This window comes from Mesobacillus sp. ABV4_180, assembly GCF_056158485.1.
The window spans coordinates 3,396,022-3,422,768 of sequence record NZ_JBSWTJ010000001.1 but is presented as its reverse complement, the minus strand read 5'-3'; the positions used below and the strand labels follow the sequence as shown (position 1 = coordinate 3,422,768).

23 protein-coding genes are annotated in these 26,747 nt (G+C 43.9%); 19 read left to right on the top strand and 4 right to left on the bottom strand.

What is annotated here, in order from left to right:
• Positions 1-9: 9 nt before the first annotated feature.
• The 6 genes from argJ to argF all read left to right on the top strand — a co-directional run bounded on the left by argJ (position 10) and on the right by argF (position 8,388).
• The gene (gene argJ, locus ACXAEA_RS17525) at positions 10-1,245 is read left to right on the top strand and encodes a bifunctional ornithine acetyltransferase/N-acetylglutamate synthase (RefSeq protein ID WP_475097144.1); all 1,236 of its coding nucleotides are present in this window, start codon (positions 10-12) and stop codon (positions 1,243-1,245) included.
• 13 nt (positions 1,246-1,258) lie between these two features.
• Positions 1,259-2,032, top strand: coding sequence for an acetylglutamate kinase (gene argB / locus ACXAEA_RS17520; protein WP_475097143.1), 774 nt, complete (start codon positions 1,259-1,261; stop codon positions 2,030-2,032).
• Positions 2,029-3,183 carry an acetylornithine transaminase gene (locus ACXAEA_RS17515; RefSeq protein ID WP_475097142.1) on the top strand — a complete coding sequence of 385 codons (1,155 nt, stop codon included), beginning with the start codon at positions 2,029-2,031 and terminating at the stop codon, positions 3,181-3,183. The genes argB and ACXAEA_RS17515 overlap by 4 nt, the downstream gene beginning before the upstream one ends.
• A gap of 78 nt (positions 3,184-3,261) precedes the next feature.
• Positions 3,262-4,341: a carbamoyl phosphate synthase small subunit gene (locus tag ACXAEA_RS17510; RefSeq protein ID WP_475097141.1), complete on the top strand. Its 1,080-nt coding sequence runs from the start codon at positions 3,262-3,264 to the stop codon at positions 4,339-4,341.
• Complete coding sequence (locus ACXAEA_RS17505) at positions 4,334-7,435, top strand: carbamoyl phosphate synthase large subunit (protein ID WP_475097140.1); 3,102 nt, start codon at positions 4,334-4,336, stop codon at positions 7,433-7,435. Before ACXAEA_RS17510 ends, ACXAEA_RS17505 begins: the two co-directional genes overlap by 8 nt.
• On the top strand, positions 7,432-8,388 hold the full coding sequence (gene argF, locus ACXAEA_RS17500) for an ornithine carbamoyltransferase (RefSeq protein ID WP_475097139.1): 957 nt from the start codon (positions 7,432-7,434) through the stop codon (positions 8,386-8,388). Before ACXAEA_RS17505 ends, argF begins: the two co-directional genes overlap by 4 nt.
• A gap of 185 nt (positions 8,389-8,573) precedes the next feature.
• Here argF and ACXAEA_RS17495 read toward each other — a convergent pair whose 3' ends face one another.
• Entirely contained in the window at positions 8,574-9,386 is an 813-nt protein-coding gene (locus ACXAEA_RS17495; RefSeq protein ID WP_475097138.1) for an undecaprenyl-diphosphate phosphatase, read from the bottom strand.
• A gap of 152 nt (positions 9,387-9,538) precedes the next feature.
• Between ACXAEA_RS17495 and ACXAEA_RS17490 the strand changes: the two genes are divergently transcribed.
• Positions 9,539-9,718 (top strand): YjzC family protein, encoded by a 180-nt coding sequence (locus ACXAEA_RS17490; RefSeq protein WP_475097137.1) that lies wholly within the window; start codon positions 9,539-9,541, stop codon positions 9,716-9,718.
• Between the two features lie 110 nt (positions 9,719-9,828).
• On the top strand, positions 9,829-12,429 hold the full coding sequence (gene clpB / locus ACXAEA_RS17485; protein WP_475097136.1) for an ATP-dependent chaperone ClpB: 2,601 nt from the start codon (positions 9,829-9,831) through the stop codon (positions 12,427-12,429).
• A 46-nt stretch (positions 12,430-12,475) separates the two neighbouring features.
• Here clpB and ACXAEA_RS17480 read toward each other — a convergent pair whose 3' ends face one another.
• Entirely contained in the window at positions 12,476-12,667 is a 192-nt protein-coding gene (locus ACXAEA_RS17480; RefSeq protein ID WP_475097135.1) for a YjzD family protein, read from the bottom strand.
• Positions 12,668-12,948: 281 nt separating this feature from the next.
• Between ACXAEA_RS17480 and ACXAEA_RS17475 the strand changes: the two genes are divergently transcribed.
• The 4 genes from ACXAEA_RS17475 (at position 12,949) to ACXAEA_RS17460 (ending at position 15,875) form a co-directional block, all read left to right on the top strand.
• On the top strand, positions 12,949-13,686 hold the full coding sequence (locus tag ACXAEA_RS17475) for a hydrolase (RefSeq protein WP_475097134.1): 738 nt from the start codon (positions 12,949-12,951) through the stop codon (positions 13,684-13,686).
• Between the two features lie 67 nt (positions 13,687-13,753).
• Positions 13,754-14,572, top strand: coding sequence for a hypothetical protein (locus tag ACXAEA_RS17470; RefSeq protein WP_475097133.1), 819 nt, complete (start codon positions 13,754-13,756; stop codon positions 14,570-14,572).
• 144 nt (positions 14,573-14,716) lie between these two features.
• Complete coding sequence (locus tag ACXAEA_RS17465) at positions 14,717-15,664, top strand: BMP family ABC transporter substrate-binding protein (RefSeq protein ID WP_475097132.1); 948 nt, start codon at positions 14,717-14,719, stop codon at positions 15,662-15,664.
• Between the two features lie 22 nt (positions 15,665-15,686).
• The gene (locus ACXAEA_RS17460; protein WP_475097131.1) at positions 15,687-15,875 is read left to right on the top strand and encodes a ComZ family protein; all 189 of its coding nucleotides are present in this window, start codon (positions 15,687-15,689) and stop codon (positions 15,873-15,875) included.
• Positions 15,876-15,906: 31 nt separating this feature from the next.
• Here ACXAEA_RS17460 and ACXAEA_RS17455 read toward each other — a convergent pair whose 3' ends face one another.
• Entirely contained in the window at positions 15,907-16,218 is a 312-nt protein-coding gene (locus tag ACXAEA_RS17455; protein WP_475097130.1) for a hypothetical protein, read from the bottom strand.
• A 275-nt stretch (positions 16,219-16,493) separates the two neighbouring features.
• On the opposite strand from ACXAEA_RS17455, the gene ACXAEA_RS17450 reads away from it, so the two are divergent.
• The gene (locus ACXAEA_RS17450; RefSeq protein ID WP_475097129.1) at positions 16,494-17,426 is read left to right on the top strand and encodes a beta-ketoacyl-ACP synthase III; all 933 of its coding nucleotides are present in this window, start codon (positions 16,494-16,496) and stop codon (positions 17,424-17,426) included.
• A gap of 78 nt (positions 17,427-17,504) precedes the next feature.
• Entirely contained in the window at positions 17,505-18,746 is a 1,242-nt protein-coding gene (gene fabF, locus ACXAEA_RS17445) for a beta-ketoacyl-ACP synthase II (protein ID WP_475097128.1), read from the top strand.
• Positions 18,747-18,869: 123 nt separating this feature from the next.
• Here the strand turns inward: fabF and ACXAEA_RS17440 are convergent, their stop codons facing one another.
• A complete protein-coding gene (locus ACXAEA_RS17440) occupies positions 18,870-20,228 on the bottom strand; it encodes an IS1182 family transposase (protein ID WP_475097127.1) in 1,359 nt (452 codons plus the stop codon).
• A gap of 774 nt (positions 20,229-21,002) precedes the next feature.
• On the opposite strand from ACXAEA_RS17440, the gene ACXAEA_RS17435 reads away from it, so the two are divergent.
• The 5 genes from ACXAEA_RS17435 to opp4C all read left to right on the top strand — a co-directional run bounded on the left by ACXAEA_RS17435 (position 21,003) and on the right by opp4C (position 26,746).
• The gene (locus ACXAEA_RS17435; protein ID WP_475097126.1) at positions 21,003-21,986 is read left to right on the top strand and encodes an ABC transporter ATP-binding protein; all 984 of its coding nucleotides are present in this window, start codon (positions 21,003-21,005) and stop codon (positions 21,984-21,986) included.
• Positions 21,983-23,005 (top strand): ABC transporter ATP-binding protein, encoded by a 1,023-nt coding sequence (locus tag ACXAEA_RS17430; RefSeq protein WP_475097125.1) that lies wholly within the window; start codon positions 21,983-21,985, stop codon positions 23,003-23,005. Before ACXAEA_RS17435 ends, ACXAEA_RS17430 begins: the two co-directional genes overlap by 4 nt.
• A gap of 81 nt (positions 23,006-23,086) precedes the next feature.
• On the top strand, positions 23,087-24,736 hold the full coding sequence (locus ACXAEA_RS17425) for a peptide-binding protein (protein WP_475097124.1): 1,650 nt from the start codon (positions 23,087-23,089) through the stop codon (positions 24,734-24,736).
• Positions 24,737-24,868: 132 nt separating this feature from the next.
• Entirely contained in the window at positions 24,869-25,819 is a 951-nt protein-coding gene (locus ACXAEA_RS17420) for an ABC transporter permease (RefSeq protein ID WP_475097123.1), read from the top strand.
• An 87-nt stretch (positions 25,820-25,906) separates the two neighbouring features.
• Positions 25,907-26,746: an oligopeptide ABC transporter permease gene (gene opp4C, locus ACXAEA_RS17415; RefSeq protein ID WP_475098161.1), complete on the top strand. Its 840-nt coding sequence runs from the start codon at positions 25,907-25,909 to the stop codon at positions 26,744-26,746.
• Position 26,747: the final 1 nt, after the last annotated feature.

The window sequence follows — 26,747 nt, the reverse complement described above, 5'->3', positions numbered from 1 at the left end:
GAGGATAATATGTACCAGGCTTTGACAGACCAGAAGTTGATCAGAGAAATTCCAGATGGCGGGATATTGACCCCAAAGGGATTCAAGTGCGGCGGAACTCACGCAGGATTGCGTTATAACAAGCTTGATTTAGGATTGATTGTTAGCGAGGCACCGGCAAGCAGTGCTGCAGTGTATACGACAAGCCATTTCCAGGCTGCCCCATTGGTCGTTACACAGGAAAGCATTGCCCATGAGGGAATTCTCAAGGCCATTGTCGTTAATAGCGCATGTGCGAATGCATGCACAGGTGAGCAGGGGTATCGGGATGCACTGAAAATGCGCACGCTGGCAGCTGCGAAATTAGGAGTAGCAGAACATCATGTGGCGGTAGCATCTACGGGAGTCATCGGGGAATACATGCAAATGGAGAAAATTGAAGCAGGAATACAAAAGCTTGCTGTCGGGAATGGTGCCGAAGATGCAGTGGATTTCCAAACAGCGATCCTGACAACCGATATTGTCATGAAACACTCGTGTTATTCCGCTGAGATTGATGGAGTGACAGTGTCGGTCGGAGGAGCAGCAAAGGGTTCCGGCATGATTCATCCGAATATGGCAACGATGCTCGGTTTTTTAACAACAGATGCAAATATATCAAGTGACGACCTGACTTCTGCGTTAAAAGAAGTAACCAACACGACCTTCAACCAAATCACTGTCGATGGCGATACGTCAACAAACGATATGGTCCTTGTAATGGCAAATGGCTCTGCCGGGAATCAACCGCTGACCCGCAAGCATCCTGAATGGCCAGTTTTTTTAGAACTTTTGAAAGGAAGCTGTGCAAGCCTCGCGAAGCAAATCGCAAGAGATGGGGAAGGAGCTACTAAACTGATTGAAATATCCGTATCCGGAGCAATGTCTGATGATGAGGCCCGGATAATAGGAAAACAGATTGCAGGTTCGAACTTGGTGAAGACTGCGGTTTACGGGGCTGATGCAAACTGGGGAAGGATCATCGGGGCAATCGGGCAAAGCCAGGCGACGGTAAATCCAAAAACAGTCGACATCTCCCTTGGCGAAATTGCCATTCTGAAAGGAAGTACACCCATTGCTTTCGATGAAGAAATTGCGAGAGAGTACCTGATGAATGACAAGGTGGAAATTTTCGTTAATCTCCATTTGGGAGAAGGAGAAGGAATGGCCTGGGGTTGTGACCTATCCTATGATTATGTGAAAATAAACGCAAGCTATCGGACTTAAAGGGGCGGATCCGTTGAAACCAGTAGTCATTAAATGTGGGGGAAGTGTATTAGAGGAGCTTAGTGACAATTTTTTCAGCAGCCTTAAAGAATTGATGGAGGATGGGTATGATCCAATCATCGTTCACGGAGGCGGGCCGGCAATCAATTCCATGCTTGAACTATTTGGAATCCCTGCGAATTTCAAAGATGGACTGAGAGTGACGTGTGTGAAGACAATGGAAATCGTGGAAATGGTATTGTCAGGACAGACGAACAGGCAGCTATGCAGCCTGCTGAACAAGCAGGGCTTCAATGCGCTGGGCATCAGTGGCAGCGACGCACTTTGCCTTCAGTCTGACTATATCGATAAGCAGAAGCTGGGATACGTTGGAACGATTAACACAGTGAATACTGAGCTAATAAAGATGTTAATCAGCAATGGCTATATTCCCGTCATTACACCTATTGGCATAGGAGAGGATGGCAGCAGGCTGAATATCAATGGAGATTATGCTGCGGCTTCCATAGCAAAAGCACTAAAGGCAGAACGTTGCGCTTTTGTAACAAATGTGAACGGTATTCAGATCAATGGCGAACTCATCAGCAAAATTACTGATAGTGAAATAGAAAGCTATATTACTGAGGGAAGCATCTATGGCGGAATGGTTCCAAAGGTGAACTCTGCATTGTCAGCTACGGCAGCAGGAGTTAAGACGGTAATGATCATTTCTGGCAAAAAACATTTCTATAAAAATAACTGCTGGCACGGTACCGCGATTGCCGCAAAAGAAGGGGTTATACAATGAGCAATTTATTCCCTACCTATGCGAGATGGGAAATCGAACCTGAGAAAGCAGAGGGAGTTTTCATTTTTGGTAAGGATGGACGACAATACCTGGATTTTACCTCTGGAATCGGTGTCTGTAATTTAGGCCATCGTCCTGCCCCAGTGGAGCAGGCAGTTAAGAACCAGCTCGAGCTATTCTGGCATGTATCGAATTTATTCCCTCAGAACATCCAGGAAGAAGCTTCGAAAAAGCTCGCAGAAGCATCTGAACTGGATTTAGTGTTTTTTTCAAACAGTGGCGCTGAGGCAAACGAAGCAGCTATCAAACTGGCTAGAAAAGCTACCGGCCGAAAAAAAATCATCACGTTTCTACAATCCTTCCACGGCAGGACATTTGCAGGCATGGCGGCGACCGGGCAGGAAAAAATCAAGCAGGGATTTGGGATCATGCTTGAAACATTTGTACACTTGCCATTCAATGATTTAGAAGCACTTAAAGATGAAATTGATTGTGATACCGCCGCCGTAATGCTCGAGATTGTCCAGGGAGAAGGCGGAATCCATGTTGTGAATCCCGAATTTATTAAAGAAGCAGCAAGATTATGTGCTGAAAGTGGCGTTCTGCTAATAATTGATGAAATCCAGACGGGAATCGGGCGCACGGGGAAACCTTTTGCATTTCAGCATTTTGGTATTGAACCCGATGTGATCACGGTGGCAAAAGGGCTGGGAAATGGACTTCCGATAGGAGCTGCCGTTGGCAAAGCTGAACTTGGCGAATTTTTCGGACCTGGAAGCCATGGTTCAACATTCGGCGGAAATCCTATCAGTACAGCCGCAGCTTCAACGGTTATGGACCTCATTTTTAACGAGGAATTTTTAAACGGGGTATCCGCCAAAGGGAGTTTCTTGTTTGAACTGCTCAATAAGGAACTTGGCAGTTTGGAAGCAGTAAAAGAAATCAGGGGCCTTGGAATGATGGCGGGAATCGAACTTACTGTTGCTGCCCAGCCTCTTCTCGCACAGTTTAGGAAATCAGGGCTGATTGCATTGCCTGCAGGAGATAAGGTGATCAGGCTGCTTCCACCGCTGAATGTTAGTGCTGAAGAACTTAAACAGGCTGTTAGTATAATGAAAGAAACGATAAGAAAATCTACAGTCACAGCATAATAGCTGTATATTTTTTAAAAGTTAATGCATAAAAATTAGTTGGTATAAATAAATATTCAATTGTTGGAGGGGTGTCTGGTGAAAGGATATTTGCATCTTGCTGATGGCAAGACATTTCAGGGGCAATTGCATGGTTCGCTTGCTGAAGAAGGAATTGCCGGAGAAATTGTATTTTTTACAGGAATGACAGGTTATCAGGAGGTCCTGACCGATCCTTCATACAAAAATCAAATTATCGTGTTCACATATCCACTGATTGGCAACTATGGAATAAATGAAAAGGATTTTGAAAGCAAGAAACCTCATGTTTCAGCAGTCGTCGTATATGAAGCTGCCAAAGAGGCATTCCATTATGAGGCTCAGCATTCTTTTACGGAGTATCTGGCAAAATGGAACATTCCGGTGCTCGAGCACATCGATACTCGTGAACTTGTAAAAAGCATACGCCAAAATGGAACGATGCCTGCCGTTTTGTCCAGCAATCAAAAATGTGAATTAAGCTGCGATATGATAAATGGACTAAAAGTCCAGGAGGTGTCTTCGACAGAACCTGAAACAATCGGATTCGGAGATACCCATATTGTATTGATTGATTATGGCTTCAAAAAATCCATCGCCGACTACCTGGTAAAACAAAAATGCCTGGTGACGATTGTTCCCTATCACTATAGTTTCGAACAAATCGCTTCATTGAAGCCTGATGGTGTACTTTTATCCAATGGTCCTGGCGATCCGAAAGAATTATTTGGGCAGTTGAATGAAATCAGGAAAGTGATCGAATATTTCCCTGCATTGGGAATATGCCTCGGACACCAGCTTGCAGCACTCGCCCTCGGAGGCGATACAAAGAAAATGCTTTTTGGCCATCGGGGAGCAAACCAGCCTGTATACGATGTGAAAGGGAACCGTGTATTCATGTCCTCGCAAAATCACAGCTATGCCGTTGATCAGACCAGTATTGGCAATACAGGTTTAAAGATTCGTTTCTACAATAAAAATGATCAGTCAATCGAGGGGCTTTATCATGAAAAACTGCCGCTGATGACTGTACAATTTCACCCTGAAGCAAGCCCGGGACCTGAAGACAGTGCCTTTATTTTCGAAGAATTCATCAACACAGTCAAATACAGAAAGCGGAGAGAAGTCAGCTATGCCTAAAGATACGAGTATTAAATCCATATTAGTGATCGGTTCTGGCCCCATCATCATCGGCCAGGCCGCTGAATTTGATTATGCAGGCACCCAGGCCTGCATCGCCCTGAAAGAGGAAGGCTACAGGGTCATCCTGGTAAACAATAACCCGGCGACCGTCATGACAGACCATGTTTTCGCGGATGCAGTCTATTTTGAACCGATGACTGTGGAAGGTGTGGAGAAGGTTATTGAACGTGAAAGGCCAGATGGTATTCTCGGAACACTGGGCGGCCAGGCTGGATTGAATCTGGTGTTCAGGCTGAGTGAAGAAGGAATCCTCGAAAAATACAGCATAAAAGTACTTGGAACTTCGGTTGCAAGTATCAAGCAAGGAGAGGACAGGGAAGCGTTCCGCAGCCTTATGCATAAGCTGAACGAACCAGTGCCAGAGAGTGAAATCGTTCAATATGTTGAAGAAGCAGTCGGCTTTGCAGAAAAAATCGGCTTTCCACTGATTGTACGCCCTGCATACACGCTTGGAGGCACAGGGGGCGGAATCGCTGGCACAATGGAACAATTGAAGGGACTCGTTGCCGGCGGACTGAACGAAAGTCCGATTAAACAATGCCTGATTGAAAGAAGCATTGCTGGCTATAAGGAAATCGAGTATGAAATGATGCGTGATTCTGCAGGAACCTGTATCGCTATCTGCAATATGGAGAATATTGACCCGGTGGGCATCCATACTGGCGACTCCATTGTAGTTGCCCCTTCGCAAACACTGACTGACCGTGAATACCAGATGCTTAGGACATCAGCTGTAAAAATCATTTCCGCTTTAGGAATTGTCGGTGGCTGCAACATCCAGTTTGCCCTCGATCCTGAAAGCAAGAATTACTACTTGATTGAAGTGAACCCGCGGGTCAGCCGGTCCTCAGCGCTGGCATCGAAAGCGACCGGATACCCGATAGCACGTATGGCGGCAAAACTGGCAGCTGGATATAACCTCGCAGAGATTGTTAATCCGGTAACGGGCAATACATTTGCCAGTTATGAGCCAGCGCTCGATTATATAGTAGTGAAAATACCGAAATGGCCGTTTGAGCAATTCCCGCACATCGACAGAACCTTAGGAACGCAAATGAAGGCAACCGGGGAAGCGATGGCAATTGACCGAAGCTTCGAGCGAGCCTTCATCAAAGCTGTCCGATCACTTAATAACAAAACAGAGGACTTAAGGCTGCCGGCAATTGCGAAGTATTCCGCTGAAGAGCTGTACACATTGGCAGGAAATCAGACGGACCAACGGGTTTTTGCATTGCTCGAACTGCTGCGTCGGGACGAGGAAATCCTGTCTCTTCATAAAAAAACAAAAATTGATTTATTTTTCCTTGCGAAATTTAAATCGTTGATTGATATGGAGAAGACGATTGGAGAGTATGAAATCGAACAAATCACTGCTGCTGAGCTTCGGGCTCTGAAAGAAAAGGGATTCAGCGATGCTTTTCTTGCAAGAGAATGGAATGCTACAGAGAAAGCTGTCAGGGAACTTCGCAAACAATACGATGTATTGCCAGTGTACAAGATGGTCGATACATGCGCTGCAGAATTCGAATCATCTTCCAATTATTTCTATTCCAGCTATCTCGGAGAAAATGAAGCGCAAGCTGAAAGCAGTAAAAGGAAGGTTCTCGTCATTGGCAGCGGCCCGATCAGCATCGGTCAGGGAATTGAGTTTGACTATTGCTCCGTCCACGGCGTTTTTGCCCTTAAAGAAGAAAATGTCGAAACAATCATGATCAATAATAATCCGGAGACTGTGAGCACGGATTTTGCTATTTCCGATCGATTGTACTTTGAGCCATTAACCCTTGAAGATATTTTGAATGTGGTTGAAATGGAAGGGATTAAGGAAGTCATTGTTCAGTTGGGCGGACAGACTGCATTAAATCTTGCTAAGGGGCTAGAGGATGCAGGAGTAAAACTATTAGGAACGAGTTCTGGAACGATCGATTTATTTGAAGACAGAGATCAATTTTACCAGCTGCTCGACAAGCTGCAGATACAGCGAGTGAAAGGTGAGACAGCTGCTGATGGAGACGAACTGCTGAATGCGGCAGAGCGTCTGGGATACCCGGTGCTGATCAGGCCCTCTTATGTCATTGGCGGTTTGCATATGGTCGTGATTCAAAATCACCAGGAGCTTAAAAATGTTCTTGAAGCAGGGAATATCCACTATCCAATATTGGTGGATCAGTATCTAGAATCAAGGGAGGCGGAGCTGGATTTGGCATCAGACGGCGAGCATATCCTGATTCCAGCCATCATCGAGCACATTGAAAAGACAGGTGTCCATTCCGGTGACAGTTTCTGTATCATCCCTGCTCAAAGCTTCTCAAATGAAACGAAGCTGCTAATGGCAGATTATGCAAAGAGAATCGTGAGTGGGCTGCAATATAAGGGCTTAATGAATATCCAGTTCATTGTTAAGGGGAATGATGTGTATCTGCTTGAAATCAACCCCCGTTCAAGCCGTACCATGCCAATTGTAAGCAAGGTAGCCGGCGTGGAATTAGTGAATAAAGCGACAAAAATATTGCTCGGGAAATACTTTTTGTCGAAAGACGAAATCAAGCTTGATACAAATGCACCATTCATTTGTGTAAAGCATCCCGTTTTTTCTAATTTTGCACTTAAGGGGCTCGATAGCAAGACCGGTCCACAGATGATTTCTACCGGTGAAGGGATCAGTATCGGATCTACTTTTCAAGAGGCCATAAATAAGAGCTTTCATTCCATTAATGGAAAAACGGTTCAAGGTGCAATTGCCTTTGCTGACAAAAAAGCTCTATTGGAAGTGGGAAACCACGCCCTGGCTTTAACGCTGATGGATAACGAACATCTCACTGACCACCAACAGATCGCTGCCCTTTATTGTCCTGGTAATTCAGAAAGGGACATTGCATTAAGAGAATGGGCAGTCAAGAATCGAAAGATTGTTTTAACTCAAAAAGAAACCTTATACGCCCTTTTAGAAAGCAATTCTATAGAATCTTGGAATGTTAAGTCTTTGGGAGAATGGCTGACAGAAAAAAGTGAGGAAGTGATTGCGAAATGAATGCACTGCAGCAGCTGGACATTGATTTAAAAGGGAAGGATTTATTAACACTCGCCGATTTAGAGAAAAATGAGATTATGGCATTGCTGAATAAAGCGGTAATCCGGAAGGAAAAGACTCTAAAGAAACAATTTGACCAGCCGTTAAAGGGGAAAATTCTTGGGATGATTTTCGATAAATCTTCGACTCGTACAAGGGTTTCCTTCGAGGTTGGCATGATCCAGCTGGGAGGAAGCGCATTATATTTAAATGGCAATGATCTTCAGTTGGGGCGCGGTGAATCGGTTTGCGATACAGCACATGTCCTTTCAGAATACCTTGATGGCATCATGATCAGAACATTTTCGCATAAATCTGTTGAGGAACTGGCAGATCATGCTGGCATACCGGTCATAAACGGACTGACCGATTTATATCACCCATGCCAGGCTCTGGCGGATTTAATGACGATCTATGAAAAGAAGGGCAAGCTGGAAGGATTGAAACTCGCGTACATCGGAGATGGCAACAATGTCGCTCATTCATTGATGATTGCCTGTACAAAAATGGGAATGGATGTCTCGATTGCTTGTCCAAAGGATTATTCCCCGGATGCAGAAATAACTGCTCTTTGCGAAGGTTTTGCATTAGAGAGCGGGGCAAAGCTCGTCATTACAGATTCACCATTCGAAGCTGTGGATTCAGCGGATGTGATCTACACAGATGTCTGGACCAGCATGGGACAGGAAAATGAAAACGAGCAAAGGCTGAAGGATTTTTGTGATTATCAGGTAAATGAAGATTTGCTAAAGGGAGCTAAAGACGATTATCTATTTATGCACTGCCTCCCAGCGCACCGTGGGGAGGAAGTAACAGCAGAAGTGATTGACGGGCAGCACTCAGTCGTCTTCGAGCAGGCAGGAAATCGGCTCCACGCCCAAAAAGCATTACTGGTGGAGATTTTAAAAGATTAAGTCATGTGGGTTAGAGTCGAGGATTAGATGATGGCGTAAGAAAGTTAGTTCTATAAGACCGTTTGAAGGTCGTAGGCTAAAGAAGGTCACATAGAAAAATTCTATAAGCCCACATTGAGCTCACATGCTTAAAAACGTCACATAGAACAAACCCCGGCTACAAAAATAGCCGGGGTTCGCCATGTTTAAGAAAAAAGTATGACCAGCGGGCCGACGATAAAGCAATAAATCGCAAAATACTTCAGGTTTCCGCGGGCCATGATATTCATGAACCATTTTAAAGAGATATATGAAGCAATAAGAGAAGCGAAAAACGCAAACGTATACGGGATAGCTAAATCATCAAGGTAGGGATCATTCAATATGTCTGAAAATCCAAGAATCATTCCGCCAACACTTACAGGTATATAAAGAAGGAAAGAATATTTTAGTGCTGTTTCCTGTTTCATTCCTAGCCCCATGGCAGCGACAATTGTTGCTCCTGAGCGGCTTATCCCTGGTATCAATGCGACTGCCTGTGCAAGGCCTACAATGATTGCATCCCTAAAGCGTATATCTCCGTCATTTTTGCGGCCGCGCATATTGCGGATCATCCAAAGCGCAATACCGGTAATTAGTAATGTAATACCAACCGTTTGGATGGACGCCAGGTTGTCCTCGACGAAATCGCCAAATAATATCCCGATCACACCGGCTGGAATCGTGCCGACAATCAAATAAAGGATGAACATGAAATCTGACTTTGCTTCAGGATCTTTGTTTTTAAGATATGCAATCCCATTAACGATTAACCGGATGATATCATCACGATAAATCAACAATACGGCGAATAACGACGCTGTGTTCACCAATAGCGCAAAGCTCATTCCTTCGATTTGCAACCCGAAAAAATGCTCAGCTATCTCCAGATGTCCGCTCGAAGATACCGGAATCGGTTCAGTGATTCCCTGAAACAGCCCTAAAAATATGTATTTGATCAAGTCATAAAAGTTGTCCATATCGTATTAAAGATCCTCCCCCTCAGTATTGAATCCATACCAACTAATTTAACGTAAATGGCTTTTTATTGGAAGGATAAATTAAACATTAATACTTTGATTAAATCCGCAAATAATAAAATAGCCGAATTACTTATGAAGGAGGAATTCTAATGGGTCAGAGTCATCAGTTCCGTCCTGGGCAAAAAGCTCCCAATAATGGTATTTACATTGAAATTGGTGAAACAGGAAGCAATGTTAACAACCCGCAAAAAATAAAGCTGAAAGCAGGAGACCGTTTTCCGGAAACCTCAAACCACAATCGCCACTGGACTTACATGCCAAAACCTTAACAAACAAAATTATTTGCAAAGAAAGCCATCCAGTGCGGATGGCTTTACTTATTGGGAATTTTTATTATAATATTAATTAAAGGTCAAAAAAGGTCAAAGGAGTGGTTGGGTTGGATTTGAATAAAATGACGGAAAGCTTGCAGAAGGCATTTGTTTCGGCCCAGACCATGGCTGTACAGCATAATCATCAGGAAGTAGACGATTTGCATCTGTTTATTGCCTTGCTTGAGCAAGAAAGCAGCCTGGTGGGCACTTTGCTATCTGGCATGGGAATCAATCCCGGGCAAATTAGTGAAGAATTAAATAAAGCATTATCCAAAAAGCCGCAGGTAATAGGAAGCGGCGTGGAGCATGGTAAATTATATATTACATCTGCATTGCAAAAGGTTTTGGCACAGGCAGAAAAGGAAATGAAACAGTTTGATGATGAATTTCTGTCAGTTGAACATGTTTTGCTTGCTGCATTTGACACGGCTTCCTCTGAAACGGGAGCTGCATTGAAAAGATTCGGTTTATCGAGGAAAACAATGTTAGCAAGAATCATGGAAGTTAGGGGGAACCAGAGAGTGACTTCACAAAACCCGGAAGCAACATATGAGGTATTAAAGAAATATGGTCGTGATCTTGTAGAGGAAGTACGTGCCGGCAAGGTTGATCCGGTCATTGGCAGGGACAGTGAAATCCGGAATGTGGTCCGTATCCTTTCAAGGAAGACAAAAAATAATCCAGTATTGATTGGAGAGCCTGGAGTAGGTAAGACTGCAATCGTTGAAGGCCTTGCACAGAGGATCGTGCGCAAGGATGTCCCTGAAGGCCTTAAGGATAAAACCATCTTCGCCCTGGATATGAGTGCATTGATCGCCGGTGCCAAGTTCCGCGGAGAATTTGAAGAGAGATTGAAGGCAGTTTTAAATGAAGTAAAGAAAAGTGATGGTAAAATCCTTCTGTTTATAGATGAGCTTCATACGATTGTCGGTGCAGGGAAAACAGAAGGGGCAATGGATGCCGGCAATATGCTGAAGCCTATGCTCGCTCGCGGTGAACTCCACTGCATAGGTGCAACAACATTGGACGAGCACAGAAAGTACATTGAAAAAGATCCTGCACTTGAGCGCCGATTCCAGCAAGTATTGGTACAGGAGCCTGATGTCGAGGACACTGTTTCGATTTTAAGAGGATTGAAGGAAAGATTTGAAATCCACCACGGCGTCAATATCCACGACCGGGCGCTGGTAGCTGCTGCCACTCTGTCCGATCGCTATATTACGGATCGATTCCTTCCTGACAAGGCAATTGACCTTGTGGATGAGGCATGCGCGATGATCCGTACCGAAATTGATTCTATGCCTTCGGAGCTTGATGAAGTAACAAGAAGAGTGATGCAGCTCGAAATCGAGGAAGCTGCGCTCACGAAAGAAAAAGATGATGCCAGCCGCCATCGCCTGGAAACACTTCGCAAGGAGCTTGTGAACCTTAGGGAAACGGCGAATGAAATGAAGGCTAGATGGTATAAGGAAAAAGAAGGAATACAAAAGGTCCAGGAAAAACGCGAATTGCTGGAAAAACTTCGCCGGGAATTGGAAAAGGCTGAAAATGATTATGATTTAAACAAAGCAGCTGAACTTAGGCATGGACGCATTCCTTCCCTGGAAAAAGAACTGAAGGAACTAGAAACGGAAGTAAGTGACAATGCTGGTGAAAGACTTCTCCGTGAAGAAGTAACAGAGGAAGAGATTGCATCGATTGTTTCACGCTGGACTGGCATCCCTGTCATGAAGCTCGTCGAAGGAGAAAGGGAAAAGCTCCTCAAGTTGGAAAGTATCCTACATGAACGAGTCGTTGGTCAGGAGGAAGCAGTATCGCTTGTGTCAGATGCTGTCCTCAGGGCGAGAGCAGGGATCAAAGACCCGAACCGGCCAATTGGTTCCTTCATTTTTCTGGGTCCTACCGGAGTTGGAAAAACAGAATTGGCAAAGACACTCGCCCAGTCACTGTTTGATAGTGAAGAACATATTATCAGGATTGATATGTCGGAGTACATGGAAAAGCATGCCGTGTCAAGACTGATCGGAGCCCCTCCGGGATATGTTGGTTATGAAGAAGGGGGCCAGCTGACGGAGGCTGTGAGAAGAAATCCATACTCTGTCATCCTGCTTGATGAAATTGAAAAGGCGCATCCGGAAGTCTTCAACATTCTGCTCCAGATGCTCGATGACGGCCGTGTCACAGATTCGCAAGGAAGGACAGTTGACTTCAAGAACACGGTCATTATCATGACATCCAATATTGGCTCGCATCATTTGCTTGAGAGACAGGATGGAGGGGAAGAAATATCTTCAGAAACGAGGGAACTGGTTATGTCCCAGCTGCGTGGCCATTTCCGCCCTGAATTCCTAAATAGGGTCGATGAAATAATATTGTTCAAACCGCTTGCGTTAAAAGAAATAAAAATGATCGTAGATAAATTGGTTTCGTCATTGAAAATTCGACTCGCCGATCAGCAGATTCAGATTGGGATTACAGATGAGGCTAAAGCGTTTTTAGCTGAAAATGGTTTCGATCCTGTTTATGGAGCCAGACCGCTGAAGAGGTTCATACAACGGACTTTGGAAACGAAGCTGGCGAAAGAAATCATTGCCGGCAACATCAAAGAAAAAAGCCAGGTTGAAATCACAGTAGAGAATGATGAAATCAAAATAAATGTTCAGTAGATAGAAAAAAAGTCATCCATCAGGATGACTTTTTTATGTACGTTTTTTAGTGAATTCCATGCTTTCCTTCAGGTTCATTTGGAAGTACAGCCGGAACTACAAGGATAATAATAGTTGCCACGACTGAAATGATGCTGCCTGTTACCAGGTCGAACTCAACGCCGATCATCGCGCCAGCTACATAATTAAGCATTTGAACTAGCAGGAAAGTCCAAAATAAAGTCCAAAAATATTTCAAGATTTTCACCTCTTACATTTTTAAATCTTTTATCATCTTACCACAAGCCATATAAAATATAAATGAATTTTAAATAAAATGAAAAGCGTTTTCACAAATGAATATAATTTAACTGAACTCGGTGCTATTATAAATCCGAAGACATCTTTAAACGGAAGAAACCTTTTTTGAAGAAAATGTTAAAAAGGCGATTAATAATAAAAAATGGGCAAACTCCCTTTCATTTCCTGTTAAATTACATACAGTAATATGAATAATCTGTAGGAAAGGGGTTGGTAAAAATGGAGAGCCGGAACTTTAAACTGGATACCGAGTGGAACATCATCCATTATCCTGATAGGCCAAATGGTTTCGGTATCCTCGCGATTGGTGATGAAAGGCATTTTGTAAACAAAAAGGGCAGCTTCTGGACGCAGAATGAAGGAAAACGTTCACTTCTGAACATATGGAAAAATGAAGGGTATACCGTTTTTTACTCCAATTTATACGGCAGGCATTGGGGAAGCGAAAAGGCGGTTGATCTGGCAATGCGGCTGTGTAGCCATATTGTCCGCAGCGAGATTCTGAATACGTCATTCCATATTGTGGCTGAAGGAATGGGCGCCCTTGTAGCCCTGAAACTCCTTGCCCAGAACGATATTAATATCAGGTCATTAATTTTGATAAATCCTATTCTCTCTTTATATACTCACCTGGAGCAGGAAAAAGAGAATAAATTCTTTTATAAAAAGTTAGTTGCTGAATTGGAAGCAGCAAATGAAACGGAAATCGGGCTTTTGATTGAGAAAATGAAATCAGGCAAGGATTTACCGGCATTCAACAAAGATATTCCGGTGAAGATCATCCACGTGCTTGCTGGGAACAGAGGGTATAAGCAATCAAAGGTCATCAAAGACCTGTCGGCAATATGGGAGAAAGAGAATCTCCCAGTAAGCATAAGCTATGTATTGCCGGAAAAAAAACTTCAGATTGGCAGCCAGACCGTGCAATTCTTCGCCAAACATGAGCATGTCCTCTAACTATATGCAAATATTTTTAAAATGAGACTCATATGATACAAGAGAGTATTTGCAAGGAGGAATCAACATGGATAAGGCAACTATTCTTGGAGTGTATGATTTTATTGGCTATGGATTGTGTGAAAAATTGCTTGGTTATGGAGTTGAAGTAGAAGGAATCCATTTGGCAAAAAAGAAAGAGATCTATTTTACGGAAGAAAAACGTCTTGAAATCGGGAGAAATGCGAATTTTAAAGAAACCGGACTGCAGGAGTGGGATGTTGACGCAGTGGTGGAGTTTCTTTTTATAGAGCTATTTGAGGGGTTACGATACGGAAGAGAAACTGCTGAATACATTGAAGACATCATCGGAAAACTTGAAAATTCAACGCTAAAAAAATACCGGTCAATCTTAATCCTTCCCGCTTATTTCGCTCAAGAAAATGTCCTTAAGGTTAAGCCTTTTCAGCACCTTCAAAACTTCCTCGAGAAAAAACAAAATATCCTGACCATATATGTGCCAACGATTTTCGGACCATGGCAGCCTGAAGATTACTTTTTTCAGCAAGCATTGAGCAATATAAAAGAAGAGTGGGAAGTCCCGCAGCCTGCTAATTGGGAATGGACACATGATGCTTTATATATTGATGATGCAGTCACTACCATCTTAGAATTGGCGGAAGCAGACGTGGTGGGAGAAATTCTTCTTGCAAGTGGTGAAAAAAACAGATGGATCGAATGTGCGGAATACCTGATGGGCCAAGATGAAGCCATCTGGAGAAAAAATCCTGAGCCGACATACAAAAAAACAATACAGGTCAGAGCCGTGCGTAAGAATGAGCAATACAGCAGAGGGTTAAGGGTGCAAAAAGAGCACTATTGCCGTATTCTCGAAAGCCGTGTCTAGCGGGTTTTTTCATAAATCACTTTTCAAAGTTATACTCCACAGAGTAAAATGGTAAAAGATTCTTTAAATCGGTTCCATTTTAATTTAGCGGGCACTGGATTAAAAAAGACATATAAACAGTGACGCATAAAGGAGATGCATCGGATGCTGAGACGTTTCGGGCTTATATTGTTTAGCCTGCTTTTGTTGGGGGGATGCGGACAACCTCTCAAAGGCCAGGTGGAAAAAGTCGGCCTGCTTGTGCCTGAAACTATTAATGATCAGGTGTGGGGAACGAAGGGGTATAGGGGACTTCTGCAGATTCAATCGAGCCTTGATGTTGATGTTTTTTTCAAGGAAGGGATGAACAATCCGGAAGATGTAGAGGAAGCTGTTAAGGAATTTGATCGAAAAGGGGTCAACCTTATTTTTGGACACGGCAATGAATATGCCGCTTACTTCAACAAAATCTCCAAGGAATATCCTGACATCCATTTTATCAGCTTCAATGGTGATGCCAGGAATGAAAATACGACCAGCTTGAACTTTGATGCCTATGCCATGGGTTTCTTTGGCGGTATGGTTGCAAGCCATATGTCGAAAACGGGTAAGGTTGCGATTATTGCGGCGTTTGAATGGCAGCCTGAGGTGGAAGGCTTTTATGACGGAGCAATTTATGAAAATAAAGATATGAAGGTCGATATTCGCTATGTGGGCCATTGGGATGACCAGGAAAAAGCGATGGATGATTTAGAGGAAGTTATGTCCGAAGGTGCGGATGTCATTTATCCGGCAGGTGACGGGTTCAATGTACCGATTATTGAAAAAGTGAAGGATAAAGGCTTATATATTATTGGGTATATTTCTGACCAGGCTGATTTCGGAGAGTCGACAGTTTTGACGAGTACCGTTCAGCATGTAGACGATTTATATGAATTGAGCGCCAAAAAATTCAATACCGATGAACTGAAATCAGGCAATCTATCGTTCGATTTCCAGGATGGCGTGATTTCACTAGGTGAATTCAGCCCTCATGTCGACTCGGATTATCGAAAAAAATTGAATACGTATATCAATACATATAAAGAAACCGGTAAACTACCTAACCAATAAATAGATTAAAGGAGATTTTAACATGCAGAATAATGACAAGACAATGGAGTTTATGCAAATTGCGATGAAGTATCTGCCTGAAGCTCAGCAGAAACTGCAGGAAGCAGGCATCGAGCTGACGATGGATAACCTACAGCCATTTTTCACCTTATTCACGAAGGTAATGAATGATGCATATGAGCTTGGAAAAGCGGATGCATCAAAGGAATGATATCATTACGGAAAGCTGAGTCCACTGGGCCTCAGCTTTTATTTTTGTCAATAATCTGATCGAAAAGTGGTTTAACCTTCCCAAGTAAAGGCTTAAGTTCCTTGGCAGAGGTCATTAGTGTATCAACATGATTTAAAACTTCAATTACATCAATTTGGCCAAGGATACCACTGAGCGAAGATTTATTTTCACTGCCCTTTTCCTTTTCCCTTTGACCTCCGAACATAAAGTGGTCGATTTGGTCATATTCACGAGTAGGTTGATTGGATTCGTGCTCATCCATTTCAATCCTTTTATCATTTAACATGAAGTCAAACGGATCTCTGGACCTTTTCTCCTCCATTTTCACTCCCACCTTTCTTTATTTGTTTAAATGAAATCCGACTACTGACCAGGTTTTCAATGAAGTTTCCAGTCCTTGCTTATGTCAGTTTATACCGTATAGTTCCTCAGATTTATTTTATGAAGTTAGGGGGTAGGGGGACCAGGGCAAATGCGGAATTCGTAAATTTCAGTTGCAGTGCAAGTGTATTTTCTGATAAAATTAGTACCAAGTCATAATAATTGATAATAATACTTATAAATAGACATAATTCATTGTTAAAGGAGATGGATCCCATGAATGCAGGGATAACTGGGGTTGGGCGGTACTTGCCTGAGAATATTGTGACAAACCTTGATTTGGAAAAGAAGATGGATACTTCAGATGAATGGATTCGTACAAGGACTGGTATTGAAGAAAGAAGAATTGCCGGGGATGATATGGATACATCGGATCTTGCTTATCGTGCTGCATTAGAAGCTATTGACAATGCTGGAATTGCAGCTGAAGATCTTGATATGATTCTTGTGGCGACCGTCACACCGGATCAGCCCTTTCCGACTGTTGCATGCATGCTTCAGGACAGACTTGGAGCCAAAAAAGCGGCAGCAATGGATTTAAGTGCAGCATGTGCTGGGTTTATGTACGGATTGGTAACAGCTAAACAATTTATAGAAGCTGGTACTTATAAGCATGTTTTAATAGTAGGTGTGGAAAAACTGTCAAAGATCACAGATTGGAATGACCGCAACACTGCTGTATTGTTTGGCGATGGAGCTGGGGCGGTTGTGATGGGGCAAGTTTCCGAAGGCAAGGGAGTCCTTTCCTTCGAACTCGGAGCTGATGGTTCTGGCGGGAAGCATCTGTATCAGGATGATTATATCGTCATGAATGGCCGCGAAGTTTTTAAGTTTGCTGTAAGGCAAATGGGTGAAAGCAGCATCAATGTCCTTGAAAAGGCAGGTCTTTCAAAAGAGGACGTCGATTTTCTAATCCCCCACCAGGCGAATATCAGGATCATGGAGTCTGCCCGCCAAAGGCTGGAACTCCCTGTCGAAAAGATGTCAATGACCGTCCATAAATATGGGAATACATCTGCTGCTTCGATTCCTATTTCTCTTTTTGAAGAACTGGAAGCAGGAAAAATCAATGATGGTGACGTAGTAGTCATGGTAGGATTTGGCGGCGGCCTGACATGGGGTGCGATTGCCATGCGCTGGGGCAAATAATCCACGGATAATCAGGAATAAATAATAGTTGAGGAACTTATTACAATAACAGCTTTAGTTAAAGGAGATGCAATGAGGATGGAGAAACGCAGGGTCGTAGTTACAGGAATCGGGGCTGTCACGCCTCTAGGAAATGATGCAGAAACAACTTGGAAAAATATTAAAGAAGGAGTATCTGGTATCGGTCCGGTCACAAGGCTGAATGCAGATGACTTCCCAGCAAAGGTTGCAGCTGAGGTAAAAGAATTCAATGTTGAAAATTTCATAGATAAGAAAGATGCCAGGAAGATGGACCGCTTTACTCATTATGCAGTTGCGGCTTCATTGATGGCAGTAAAAGATTCTGAACTCGAAATCACGGATGAAAACGCACCTAGAGTCGGAGTATGGATTGGCTCAGGTATCGGTGGGATGGAGACATTCGAGCAGCAGCATGAAACATTCATGAACAGAGGGTACCGCAGGGTCAGCCCATTCTTCGTGCCGATGATGATTCCTGATATGGCAACAGGACAGGTATCGATCACACTTGGTGCGAGAGGCTTCAACTCATGTACAGTTACTGCATGTGCGACTGGAACGAATTCGATTGGGGATGCGTTCAAAGTCATCCAGCGTGGAGATGCAGATGTGATGGTGACAGGCGGAGCGGAAGCACCAATTACGAAGATGTCATTCGCTGGATTCTGTGCTAACACAGCGTTATCTACTAATCAGGATCCCGAGAAGGCAAGCAGGCCTTTTGATAAGAACCGTGACGGTTTTGTAATGGGTGAAGGCGCAGGAATTGTCGTGCTTGAAGAATTAGAGCACGCACTAGCCCGCGGAGCAAAGATTTATGCAGAAATCGTTGGTTACGGTGCAACTGGAGATGCGTATCACATTACTGCTCCAGCACCAGAAGGCGAAGGCGGAGCCAGAGCGATGAAAATGGCTCTTGACGACGGTGGACTTGCACCTGAAGAAGTAGGATACGTCAACGCCCATGGAACAAGCACAGAGTACAACGATAAATATGAAACAATGGCCATTAAATCTGTTTTTGGAGAACATGCCTATAATCTTGCAGTCAGCTCAACAAAATCGATGACGGGACATCTGCTCGGTGCAGCAGGCGGAATTGAAGCAATCTTCACAGTCCTTGCATTGAAAGAAGGAGTCCTGCCTCCAACAATCAATCTTGAAACACCGGATCCAGAATGTGATCTTGACTATGTACCAAACGCAGCCCGCAATCAGCAGGTAAGCGCAGCCATCAGCAATTCACTAGGCTTCGGCGGACACAACGCCACAATAGCCTTCCGTAAATATAACGCGTAAAGAGACGGGGATGATTCCCCGTTTCAGTTTGTAGACAAAAGGGGTTCGGAATGGTCTCATTCCGAACCCCTTTTTGGATTTCATCGGATTTTTCAATGGAAATAGACTCTCTTTACTATACTTTTAGGCCAATACTGGACTTCTCCATGTCCAGTTGGCCATCTTCTTCAGGTTCAAGGCAGCGAAAGTAAGCATCGCCTGCATCGACAATTTTTTAAGTCCCCTCAGGGTTGTCCAACGCATGCCATGCTTTTCTTTTGCATCTGCGAATACACGCTCAATGGTTTCTTTGCGCTTCGCATAGATTTGTTTTACTTCTGGTTTGTGCCTCAAGTGGTCTGCCTCTTCCACATACTCCTGCCAGATATGGCGCGTTACCACCTTTTGGTGGTCCTTGCTTTCTGTACATTGCGCTAAAAACGGACAACTGGCGCAGATATGCTTCGGGGATTTATATTCACGGTACCCCTCTTTCGTAGTGGTGGAATACTTCAGGACCTCACCGGCAGGACACAAGTAACAGTCGTAGAATTCGTCATACACATATTCATACTTACGGAAGAACCCATCCTTCGTCCGTGGTCGGGTATATGGTAAAGCCGGTGTCATTTCATTTTCGATCAGGAACTTCGCAATAGCTGGGGTTTTATAGGCTGCGTCTGCCGCAACGGCTTTGGGCTTTCCAACTTTCTCTATCACTTGTTCAACCAGTGGCTCAAGGATCAGGCTGTCATGAGTGTTACCAGGTGTTACAATCGTGCCCAGGACAAATCCGTTACGGTCTGATGCCGCATGGAAGGAATAGGCAAACTGTTTGGTCCGCTCATCTTTTACGTAATACCCACTCTCCGAGTCGGTCGTGCTTTCCTTGATTTCCTTCGATTCTTCCTTGTCGAACTTATCAGGAGGAAAGGGCTTCTTTCCATGATCTTCCCGATCCTGATTGATTTCTTCCTGGAGTTTCTCTTGATACGCCCGTGTTTCCTTACGCACCACTTTCTTCTCGAATTTATGTTTATTCGCACTTGCTTTTACATGGGTTGAATCAATAAAGACGTGTTCGGCACTAATAAGTTTCTTATCAACTGCCGACTTAAGAATTCGATAGAAGATCTGTTCAAACAAATCGGTGTCTTTAAAACGGCGTTCGTAATTCTTTCCGAAGGTGGAGAAGTGGGGCACTTTATCATGGAATCCATAACCCGAAAACCAGCGGTAGGCCATATTCGTTTCCACTTCCGCAATGGTCTGGCGCATGGAACGGATGCCGAAGGTATATTGAATGAAGGTGAGTTTAATTAAAATAACAGGGTCAATGCTTGGGCGCCCTACTTCCGAATACACATCCTTCACCAAGTCATAAATGAAAGAAAAATCAATGGCTGCTTCCATCTTACGGACTAAATGTTCCTGAGGAACCAGTTGGTCTAAAGCAACCATTTCTAATTGATCTCGTTGGATTGGATTGTTCTTCGAAAGCATCTTTATCACCTCAAGCGTTATATGTATCTATTTTAAAATAGACTTATGTTTAGTTCCACGCTAAGTTTAGAAATCCTGTTGATTGGAGTGGAAGGCGCGTAGACTCCTGCGGGATCAGACGGACAGGTGAGACCCCGCAGGCGCCAGCGGCGACGAGGAGGCTCAGCGCCGGCCCCGCGGAAAGCGAAGCGCCTGGAACGGAAATCAACAGCCCCATTCCAGCACCAACCCAAAAAAAGACTGTAAACAAACACGATTTTCATCGAGTTTGTCTACAGTCTGAGACGGGGATGATTCCCCGTTTTTTTTTGTTTTTTTTGAAGTTTCGGGGCCGGATTTGCGTTCCCGTTGGAGCTGGGGCTTGATTTTGTCTGTCTATGCTCCAGGTTTTTCTAGTTCGCGGAATTCTGGTTTTAATTCGCGGAATTAAGTTGTTTTTTCGCGGAATTGCAGGCCTGTTTCGAGAAAATAGTCACTAATTTCGCGGAATTAGCACCCCCTCTCATCTACCCAAAATAGCACCACCAACCTCTTTTCGGTTAAAGCAATATACAAAAATGCGAAAACCGACTCTTTCTATTTTCTTTCACAACATACCCCCTGCTAAATTTACCTTTTTTTCGTAGCTTTATAGAATTTCCCAATAAAAAGTAATGAAAGTGTAATAAAATGCCCTTCAATCTAATAATTAATAATTATTAGAATATTTAACTTGGTTAAAAAGTCACTTCTCTTTTATATCAATTTTAATTGGATAGGCGGTGTGCAAGAAACGTGACAGCCTTATTGGAGCTAAAGAATCTTAAAACATATTTTAGAAGAAAAAGAACAGTGATTCCGGCAGTTGATGGGGTGGATTTGGTCATCAATAAAGGGGAAACCGTGGCTTTGGTAGGGGAGTCAGGATCAGGAAAAAGTATTACCTCTCTATCAATCATGCGCTTGATTCCCACTCCACCCGGGGAGATTGTGGACGGGCAGATTCATTTTGAAGGACGGGACCTTGTCCAGGCAAGTGAAGATGAGATGTGTAAAATCCGCGGCAATGATATTTCAATGATCTTCCAGGAGCCTATGACCTCGCTCAATCCTGTACTTACTATCGGTGAGCAGATTTCAGAAGTGCTGACATACCACCAGGGACTGAATAATACGACGGCTAAGAAAAAGGCGATTGAGATGCTGGAACTCGTAGGGTTCTCCCGGGCAAAGGAAATTATCAACGACTATCCCCATCGCTTGTCTGGTGGGATGCGCCAGCGCGTGATGATTGCGATGGCTATGAGCTGCAACCCGAAGCTGTTGATTGCGGACGAGCCGACTACCGCTTTGGATGTTACGATCCAGGCACAAATTTTGGATTTGATGAAAGATCTGAGCAAAAAATTCAATACATCCATCCTGATCATCACTCATGATTTAGGGGTGGTTTCAGAAGTGGCAGATCGCGTTGTCGTCATGTATGCAGGCCAGGTTGTGGAGGAAGCGATGGTAGAGGACTTATTTGATAACCCGCTGCATCCTTACACATCGGGCTTGATGGGTTCGATTCCTTCAATAGATGAGGACCACTCGCGACTTGCCTCTATCGAAGGGAATGTACCGTCACCTGAAAATCTCCCTGCTGGATGCCGGTTTGCACCACGATGTCCACATGCATTTGAGCGCTGCTTCGGTGAAATGCCGGAACTTGTGAGGAAATATGGCAACCGTTCTGTTCGATGCTTTTTACATGAAGGCAAGGAGGGGCTTCAATGATCTCAGCGAAAGAAACCACTGAAAATAAATTGCCTGAAAAGAGCTCTGACACCTTGCTTGAATTGTTCAATGTCAAAAAACACTTCCCTGTTAAAGCTGGATTACTGCAAAAGACAGTTGGTCATATAAAGGCGGTTGACGGAATAAATTTGAAGGTGAATAAGGGAGAGACGCTTGGGATTGTAGGGGAATCCGGCTGTGGAAAATCCACGGTAGGCAGGACCATCATTCGGCTCTATGAACCTACGGACGGAAAAATCATCTTCAATGGCAGAGATATCTCGCATCTGTCAGAAAGTGAACTTCGTAAGGATGTACGCCAAAACATCCAGATGATTTTCCAGGACCCATTCGCATCTCTTAATCCAAGAAAAACATTGAGATCGATCATAAGGGAACCGCTTGATACGCATCATCTCCACAAAAGGAAAGAACGGGATGAAAAAGTAGAAAGCTTATTAGAGAAAGTGGGGCTGAATGCGTCGTTCATCAATCGTTATCCCCATGAATTCTCCGGCGGGCAACGGCAAAGGATTGGAATTGCAAGAGCGCTGGCATTGAATCCGGAATTGATAATAGCCGATGAGGCTGTATCAGCTTTGGATGTCTCGATCCAGGCACAAATCATCAACTTGATGGAGGATCTCCAGGATGAATTCGGCCTGACCTATATCTTTATCTCACACGACCTCAGCGTTGTAAGGCATATAAGCGACAGGGTCGGTGTGATGTATCTCGGAAAAATGATGGAGCTTTCTTCTAAAAAAGAAATTTACGCTGAGCCGCTGCATCCTTACACTCAGGCGTTGTTGTCAGCCGTACCAGTGCCAAGAAAAAAAGGTGCCACAAAAAGGGAGCGGATTATTTTAAAAGGCGAGCTTCCAAGTCCGGCAAACCCGCCAAAAGGGTGTGTCTTCCATACAAGGTGTCCTGCCGCATTTGACCTTTGCAAACAAGTGAACCCTGACTTCACTGAAGTCAAGAACAACCATTTTGTAGCCTGCCATCTTTATACATAAAAGGAGGCTGCACAATTTGAAGGGAGGAGATATCTGTACCTTTCTTTTAAAAAAAAAAATAAAACTTAAGGGGGAAATGATGTGAAATTTAGAAAAGCTTCTTGGTGGTTGATTAGTCTTACCCTGATCCTGTCGATTTTCCTGACAGCCTGTACAGGAGATAAAGCTGAGGATCCGAAAGAAACACCTGGTGACGACGGAAACAAAGAAGAGGAAACTGCAGAACCACAGCAGGGCGGGGATTTGATCATTGGATCAACTGGTGCACCAACTATCTTCAACCCGCTTTATTCTACTGACACATCAAGCTCTGATATTGAAGGCTTCATCTATGACGGACTTGTATCTTCAGATACTGAATTCAACCCAACTCTCAGTATGGCTGAGTCCATCGATACCTCTGAGGATGGATTGACTTTTACGGCAAAGTTGAAAAAAGGCATCAAATGGCATGACGGTGAAGAATTCACCGCAGATGACGTTGTGTTCACATTCAGCATTCCAAAGAATCCTGATTATAACGGCGAGCGTGGATCTGCATTCGAAGCATTGGATAAAGTCACAAAAATTGACGACTATACTGTTGAGTTCAAGCTTAGCAAAAAGGATGCTTCCTTCTATCCGGTTTCATTAAGCTATTACATCCTGCCTGAGCATATCCTAAAGGATGTACCTGTCGCTAAACTTGGCGAACATGAATTCAACACGAAGAGCCCAATTGGTACAGGTCCATTCAAATTTGTGGAATGGAAGGACGGAGAGTATGTAAAGGTTGAGGCGTTTGATGACTATTTCAAGGGCCGTCCAAATCTGGATACACTAACTTACAAGATTGTACCTGACATGGATGCCATGATCGCGCAAATCCAGGCTGGCGATATCCACTTTGCTGCAGGCGTTCCAGGTACAGACATCGAAACAGTCAAATCATTCCCAGGAGTTAAGGTAGAATCAGGCTTAGGCCTTTCATACACATATCTTGGCTACAACCAGAAGAATGATCTTTTCAAAGACAAGAAAGTCCGTCAGGCAATCACCCATGCCATTGACAGGGAAGCGATTGTCAGCTCTGTCATGAACGGTGACGGGAAAGTGGCCCACGTTCCGGAAAGCCCGCTTTCATGGGCATATAATGATGATGTGCCTAAATTCGGGTATGACGTGGAAAAAGCAAAGACCCTCCTTGCCGAAGCTGGCTGGAAAGACTCTGATGGTGACGGAATCCTTGACAAGGATGGGAAGAAATTCTCCTTCACTGTAAAAACAAACCAGGGCAACAAGGTTCGTGAAGATATCGTAGTAGTTCTTCAGGAACAGCTGAAAGAAGTAGGAATCGAAGCAAAACCGGAAATTGTTGAGTGGAGCGCCTTCATTGAACAGATTTCCGCACCGAACTGGAATTATGATGCGCTGGTACTTGGGTGGGCTCTATCCACATTCCCTGACCAGTATGATATCTTCCACTCCAGCCAGATGGAAGAAGGCTTAAACTTCGTATGGTATTCAAATCCTGAAGCGGATAAGTTGATGGAAGAAGCGAAACAGATCCTTGATCAGGATGAATATAAGGCTGCATATGCTGACATCTATAAGATGATCGCAGAAGATCAGCCTTACTCGTTCCTGTACTATCCAAATGTCCACAGGGTAATGCCGGCAAATCTTGAAGGCTATGTATTCAATGCGAGAGATGATTTTTACGAGATTTATAAGTGGTGGCTAAAAAAATAGAGAAACCATAATCCCATCAGTTCAGTTTGAAAGGGAAGGGGATTCCCTTCCCTTTCAAACTTTTATAACCCATGAAAATAAGACTAATACAGTCATTGACATAAATCTCTTAATTTTAAAAGGAGAATTGCTATGCTATCTTATATCATTCGCCGAATACTGATGGCCATTCCATTGCTGTTAGGGATTACGATTGTCTCCTTTGCAATCATGAAACTTGCGCCTGGCGATCCAGCAAGCTTAATGATGGATCCGACCATCAGCCCAGCGGACAAGGCCAAGTTCATGGAAAGATATGGGCTGAATGATCCTATCCATATACAGTATATCAAATGGCTGGGTGCCATGCTTCAGGGTGACTTTGGGACTTCACTGATCCGCAAAGGGGTTCCGGTGATAGAGATGATCATGAACAGGATGCCTAACACGATTATATTAATGGTCGTATCGACATTCCTGGCATTATTGATTTCTATTCCATTCGGAGTCATTTCAGCTACGAGACCATATTCCAAGCTCGACTATACAGTAACAGTAACATCATTCCTTGGGGTAGCTACGCCTAACTTCTTCCTTGGTTTGATTCTGATCATGGTTTTTGCTGTCCAGATAAATTGGTTCCCTACCGGTGGGGTAGCGACATTGAATGCTCCATTCAGCCTTTGGGACAGGATCCATCATTTGATTATGCCAGCATTTGTATTGGCGGCTGCCGATATGGCCGGCTTAACAAGATATACAAGGTCGAGCATGCTTGAAGTAATCAAGCAGGATTACATCAGGACAGCGAGAGCAAAAGGATTCAAAGAGAACAAGGTCATCTATAAACATGGCCTGCGCAATGGATTGATCCCGGTCATCACTATTTTTGGGTTGATGATTCCTTCTTTTATTGGAGGAGCGGTCATTGTTGAAAAAATTTTCACATGGCCTGGAATTGGCTTATTGTTCGTAGATTCAGCGTTCCAGCGGGATTATCCGGTAATCATGGGCTTGACGGTGATTTCAGCAGTGTTTGTTGTAATTGGTAATTTGATTGCCGACATACTTTATGCAATTTTTGATCCAAGGATCGAGTATTAAGGGGAGGTAAACATGGCAAATACAAATTTAGCTGGAAATTCATCTGGCGGCCTTGACTTATATGGTGTCAAAACCTCCCGTGATACAATGCTCGGGATCATTTTCAGGAAGTTTTTCAAGAACAAGCTTGCAGTAATTGGCGGGTTGTTCTTAATCATTATTATTTCTGCAGCGCTATTGGCACCGGTCATCGCTCCCTATTCACCATCGAAGCAGAACCTGCTTTTAAAATTGCAGCCGCCAAGCAGTGAGCACTGGCTGGGAACGGACCGCTTCGGAAGGGATGTTTTCTCCCGACTGTTATACGGCGCAAGAATTTCTCTGCTGGTCGGGTTTGCATCAGTGTTAGGTTCGATTACAATCGGCACTTTCCTTGGAGCTGTCGCGGGTTATATTGGCGGGATTGTCGACGCCATGATTATGAGGTTTGTTGATATAATCCTCTCAATCCCGTCCATCTTCCTGCTAATCACATTGGTAACGATCTTCAAGCCAGGTGTAGATAAGCTGATTTTAATTTTTGCACTTCTCGGCTGGACAACTACAGCCCGGCTGGTCAGGGGCGAGTTCTTGTCCTTAAGGTCCAGAGAGTTTGTCCTCGCATCCAAAACGATAGGAACAAAAACGAGTACAATCATTTTTTCCCACATCCTGCCTAATGCAATGGGACCGATCATTGTCTCAGCCACTTTAGCAGTAGGGTATGTCATCCTGGCAGAATCTGGACTGAGCTATTTAGGACTTGGCATCCAGCCGCCTCACGCAAGTTGGGGAAATATGCTTCAGGATGCGCAGAATTTTACGATTCTTTTAAAATCATGGTGGTACCCGCTTGCACCTGGATTAATGATTCTGCTGACAGTCATTTGCTTCAACTTTGTCGGTGATGGTCTAAGGGACGCGCTTGATCCGAAAATCAACGAGTAAT